Genomic DNA, 4,203 nt, shown 5'->3' with positions numbered 1-4,203 from the left:
ACCCGAGACTGACACAGAGGGCCACAGGGTCGGTGAAGATCAGAATATTAGGGGTAGAGCGGGACGGGCCGATGCCGCCTTGTCGTCGACCGCCATATCGAGCGTGGATGTCACGGCGTACCGCGACAACTCCCGGCTGGATCTCCCAGAAGATGCCAGCCGTGCCGCCAGCACCGATGATCTGCTCGATGAGACCGCGCAGCGCCGTAACGAACTGTTCACGGTGACGGTCATCCCGCAGGAGGTCGAAGGCAGGCACGGAGAGACCGAACTCGGGATCTTCCCGATCCAGCCACCGGCGTGGCTGTGGGCTGTGTGCCGGCGGCGCTGGTGAGCTGGCGCGGATCTCCCACAACGGCGAGTCCCGAAGCGCAACGACAGGATATTCCGGCGTTACCCGTCGATGACCCGCGGTACCGTCCGTCGCGAGGGCTGCGGCCAGTCCCGCACGTGCCCGCGACCATCGGCTCAACCGCACGCCTTCCGCGGCACGTTCGACTGCCCACAACAACGTCAAAGGCTGGTACGGCAACTGGGTATCCCGGCTGGAAGCCCTCTGCAGCGTCGCCAAAGCACGCAACGCATCGTCTAAATCCACTACACAAAAATACGGCGACTGTGCTGGAGCCTTGAAGGCGCTCGGACCTCGCCCTCCTGGTCTGGAGGATGATAGCTCGGCTCGTAGCGGGAGATACTGGCTGTCACCACGACGCCCCGCGGCCCCGCCAAGCCGGCGGCCTCCCGGCAGGCGTCGGTATCCCACCCGCCGGTGGGCTGTTTATGGTTGTGACTCTCGTACGGCGTTGGCGATGACTGTGGTGACCATCCGGCTGGCGGTGTTCGGGCACGTGTTCCAGCTTCCGTCCGAGGTGGCGGACACCTACGTCACGGTCTACCAGCGGGGTGGTGCCCGACGCGCCGTTCGCTCTTCCAGACGATGATGAAGCGGGCCCTGGAGGGGTAAAGCGCGTCCTACGGCGGGAAAAGTCGGTTCAGTGCGGCGAGGCCTCTGTCGGTGTAGGTTTGCCGCCCCGTCTCCAGGCCGTACGCGAAGTCCTCAAGGACGCTGCAGCGTGCGTAGAAGACAGCCCGTTCTCGCAGCGAGAACGCCTGGTCGTGGGCGTGCCGGAGTCTGTCGACGGCGGTCGTCAGCGCCACGTCGCCGAGGTCACGGCAGAGCAGACCGATGCCGTAGGCGGAGTCGGTGAGCGCGGCGTCACTCCAGTCGATCACGCCGGTGACCAAGCCTGTGGCGGGATCGACAAGGACGTGTTCGATCCCGATGTCGTTGTGCGAGAACACGAGCTCCGCCCTGTCGGCGGGCGGCGGGGTCGCCAGGAAGATCTCGATCGATCGCCGGTGATGCGCCGGGACGGCGTTGGCGACCGCCGCGTAGAGCGCGGCCGCGTCCTCCCGCCATCCGCTGGTCGGCTGGTCGTCCGGCTCGACCAGGCCGGCGACCCGTTCCGGTGGGACGGCGTGCAGCGAAGCCAGCAGATCCCCGAGCGACGCGGCGATGGCCGCCGCCCGCGCCGCGTCCGCAGGCAGCCCAAGATCGGCCAGCGGCACGCCCGGGAGTTTCGGATAGGCGAGGCAGCCCAGGTCAGGAGCGACGACCGTCGGCGCCGGAACAGACACCGGACAGACGTCCGCGACGACGGCGAGCAGGGCGACCTCACGGACGATCCGCGCGGCACGGTCCGTCGGATCGGACTCCTTGCTGAAGCGGACGACCAGTTCGTCGTTGACCAGGTAGGCCGTGTTGTCGAGTCCCTCGCCCAGGAGCTCGACCGAGTGGACCCGCAGACCGGGCAGATGTGCCGTGACAACATCCACGACAGTCGACAAACTGGCGGTAGCGGTAGCGGCCTGCGCCTTCCCCGCGCTGGGAGCGCCGGCACACACGACACCAGCCGCGCTTCCCACCCGCCCGTCAGGGTCGGCGGTGTCACCGTGCGCGCTCACGACCGCATAGTATTCGATCTTCGGCCGTTGACCGCTGGCGAACAGCTCCCTGGCTGCCCGGTATCGCCCGGAGCCGCTTTACCCGCACCGTTTCCTCGGATGTGGCCGGGGACCGTACGCGTGTGACCTGCGGATCGCCAGTGACCGTACCCAGTTCGGAACCTTCGAGGTCCGCCGGGGCGTGCATCCCGCCGACGGTGGGATCGTCCGCCTCGTCAACAGCTGCGGAGTCGGATTCGCCCTAGAGCTCCTGCTCACCGGGAACCCGGTCACCGCGCAGCGCGCCTACACCGCCAACATGGTCAATGCTGTCGTCCCCCACGACGAACTCCTCGACGAGGTGCAGAAGGTCGTCGACAGCATTCTGCGCTGCGACCAGGCAGCCATCGAATCCGCCAAGGAGACCGTGCTGGAAATCATCGGCCGGCCGCTTCACGACCAGCTCCGGGTGGAGGCGATGTGGGGATATGCGCTGTGCGGCGGCAACCCCACCGTCATGAAGCGGTCCCAGGAGTTCTTCGACCGGGTGGACCGCGGCCGTGCCGACAGCACTCCGACGCCTCTCTGAGACCAGTCATCGCGAGGTTCCTGTGAGCGCCACAACAGGCGGCCCCGACGCGGCGCCACTCCCGTCCGATCGGCCGGTGCCGTTCGTGATGGGCATTCCCGAGCAGCTGTTCCGCGTGGAGCCGTTTCAGTTCCGCCCGGGCGGCCTCGTGACGAGCGCCATGTGTCTCGGGCCCTGGCTGTCGACGAACGGCCCGGACCAGGGCCCCGGGCTCGCCATGACACCAGCCGGCGCGCTCGGTGTCCTGATCGACGATGTGCTCGGTTACGCCATCGGCGCGGTGGCCGGGACGTGGTCGATCAGTACCGAGATCACGCTCGACATCGTCCGAGATCTTCCCCTGGACGGGACGATGGTCCACGCCGAGGGCCGCGTCGTCCACGCGGACGAGGTCGGCGCCCTGGCCCGGGGCCGCGTCCGCACCGAGTCGGGCGACGTCGTCGCATACTGCCAGGAGCGAGGCCGCTGGATCGACCGATCGCCCCCGGAGGACGTGATCGCCAACGGGGTCGTCACGACCGACGAGCCGCTGGACGTCGGCACCCTCGCGGGCCTTTTCGGCCACGCCGTGACCGTGCGGCCCCCGCACATGGATGTGACGGCGCTCCCGCGGCTGGCCAACCCGCTCGGCAACCTGCATGGCGGCGTGACCCTCTGCCTCACCGACTGGCTCGCGGCGCTCACCCTGCCGCGCCCGGCGCGCACGGTCTCCATCCACGTCCACTACGTCCGCAACATCCCGCCGCTGACGAACGTCCAACTGACCGCGAACATCGAGCATCCAGGACAATCTCTCGGCACCATCCGCGTCGTCGCCACGAACGGGACCGGCAAGCCCTGCACGATCGGCACCGTGGTGCGTCATTAGTGCGTGGTCGCTCCCAGCTCGATGGCGAGGACTCCGCCGATCATCAGCACGATGCCGCCCACCTGCACCAGGGACAGTTTGTCACCGAGAAAAACGGCTCCGATGAACGCTACCAGCGCGATACCGCTGGCGGCCCAGACCCCGTAGGCCACCCCGATACTCATTCCCATCTTGAGTATCTGTGACAGCAGGCCGAAAGCCACGATGTATCCCACTACCGCGACGATCGAGGGAAGCGGCTTGGTGAATCCTTCCGACAGCCGCAGGTTCACCGTCGCGGTCACCTCGGACAGAATCGCCAGGGCCAACAACAGAGCAGGCAAGATCGTGACCTTTCGCGCGACGCTACCGGTATCGACGTATCAGTGGTCAGTAGTTTGGGACGCATCGTCAGAACCCGACGTACTCCGCCGGCCGGGGCAGGTGGGCAGGTGGGACGTTGACGTATCCACCCACTTTCCCTGATCAAGGCGCTGGCGAACGCCGCGGGCCCGTCCGGCCTGTGCCGGCTCCGGGTGTGCGCACTCCCGCTACGGGGCCACTTCGAGATGCCCCATTGTTGTCCGTCCATCGGGCGTGTATGGCCGCCGGTGGAGTTGTCGGCCCACGAAACCCGGCCGGCTGCCGCCCGGCTTTTCGCCAGCTCGCCAACCGGGGGCTTTCCGGTCAACGGGTTCACCGATCCGACGGCTGACCGATGGCGGCAGGTAACGCGTGATCCGTGTGCTCGTTCTCTCCTGTCGATTTGCTGTGCTGTGCGTGCCGTCGGCGAAGGTCGCCGCCATTACGCTGGAGGATACGT

At 67.4% G+C, this 4,203-nt stretch carries 6 protein-coding genes; 3 read left to right on the top strand and 3 right to left on the bottom strand.

Translation table 11 applies throughout. From position 1 onward, the window contains the following. On the bottom strand, positions 1–598 hold a 598-nt coding region (locus tag FrCorBMG51_RS35230), incomplete at its 3' end, for a phosphorothioated DNA-binding restriction endonuclease family protein (protein ID WP_476742251.1). Positions 599–809: 211 nt separating this feature from the next. Here FrCorBMG51_RS35230 and FrCorBMG51_RS32765 point away from each other — a divergent pair. Continuing rightward, positions 810–941 carry a hypothetical protein gene (locus FrCorBMG51_RS32765; RefSeq protein WP_256386279.1) on the top strand — a complete coding sequence of 44 codons (132 nt, stop codon included), beginning with the start codon at positions 810–812 and terminating at the stop codon, positions 939–941. Between the two features lie 31 nt (positions 942–972). On the opposite strand, the gene FrCorBMG51_RS24180 is transcribed toward FrCorBMG51_RS32765, so the two are convergent. Beyond that, complete coding sequence (locus FrCorBMG51_RS24180; RefSeq protein WP_200902588.1) at positions 973–1,965, bottom strand: phosphotransferase family protein; 993 nt, start codon at positions 1,963–1,965, stop codon at positions 973–975. A gap of 34 nt (positions 1,966–1,999) precedes the next feature. Between FrCorBMG51_RS24180 and FrCorBMG51_RS24175 the strand changes: the two genes are divergently transcribed. Both FrCorBMG51_RS24175 and FrCorBMG51_RS24170 read left to right on the top strand, forming a co-directional pair. Next, the gene (locus FrCorBMG51_RS24175) at positions 2,000–2,533 is read left to right on the top strand and encodes an enoyl-CoA hydratase-related protein (RefSeq protein ID WP_083731369.1); all 534 of its coding nucleotides are present in this window, start codon (positions 2,000–2,002) and stop codon (positions 2,531–2,533) included. A gap of 22 nt (positions 2,534–2,555) precedes the next feature. Beyond that, positions 2,556–3,401: a PaaI family thioesterase gene (locus tag FrCorBMG51_RS24170; RefSeq protein ID WP_139342507.1), complete on the top strand. Its 846-nt coding sequence runs from the start codon at positions 2,556–2,558 to the stop codon at positions 3,399–3,401. Here FrCorBMG51_RS24170 and FrCorBMG51_RS24165 read toward each other — a convergent pair. Beyond that, positions 3,398–3,724: a DMT family transporter gene (locus FrCorBMG51_RS24165; protein ID WP_047225307.1), complete on the bottom strand. Its 327-nt coding sequence runs from the start codon at positions 3,722–3,724 to the stop codon at positions 3,398–3,400. The genes FrCorBMG51_RS24170 and FrCorBMG51_RS24165 overlap by 4 nt on opposite strands. Between the last annotated feature and the right edge of the window lie 479 nt (positions 3,725–4,203).

Source organism: Protofrankia coriariae, from assembly GCF_001017755.1.
GTDB classification, from domain to species: Bacteria; Actinomycetota; Actinomycetes; order Frankiales; family Frankiaceae; genus Protofrankia; species Protofrankia coriariae.
The sequence above is the reverse complement of the archived record's forward strand: the minus strand, read 5'-3'. Positions and strand labels throughout refer to the sequence as shown.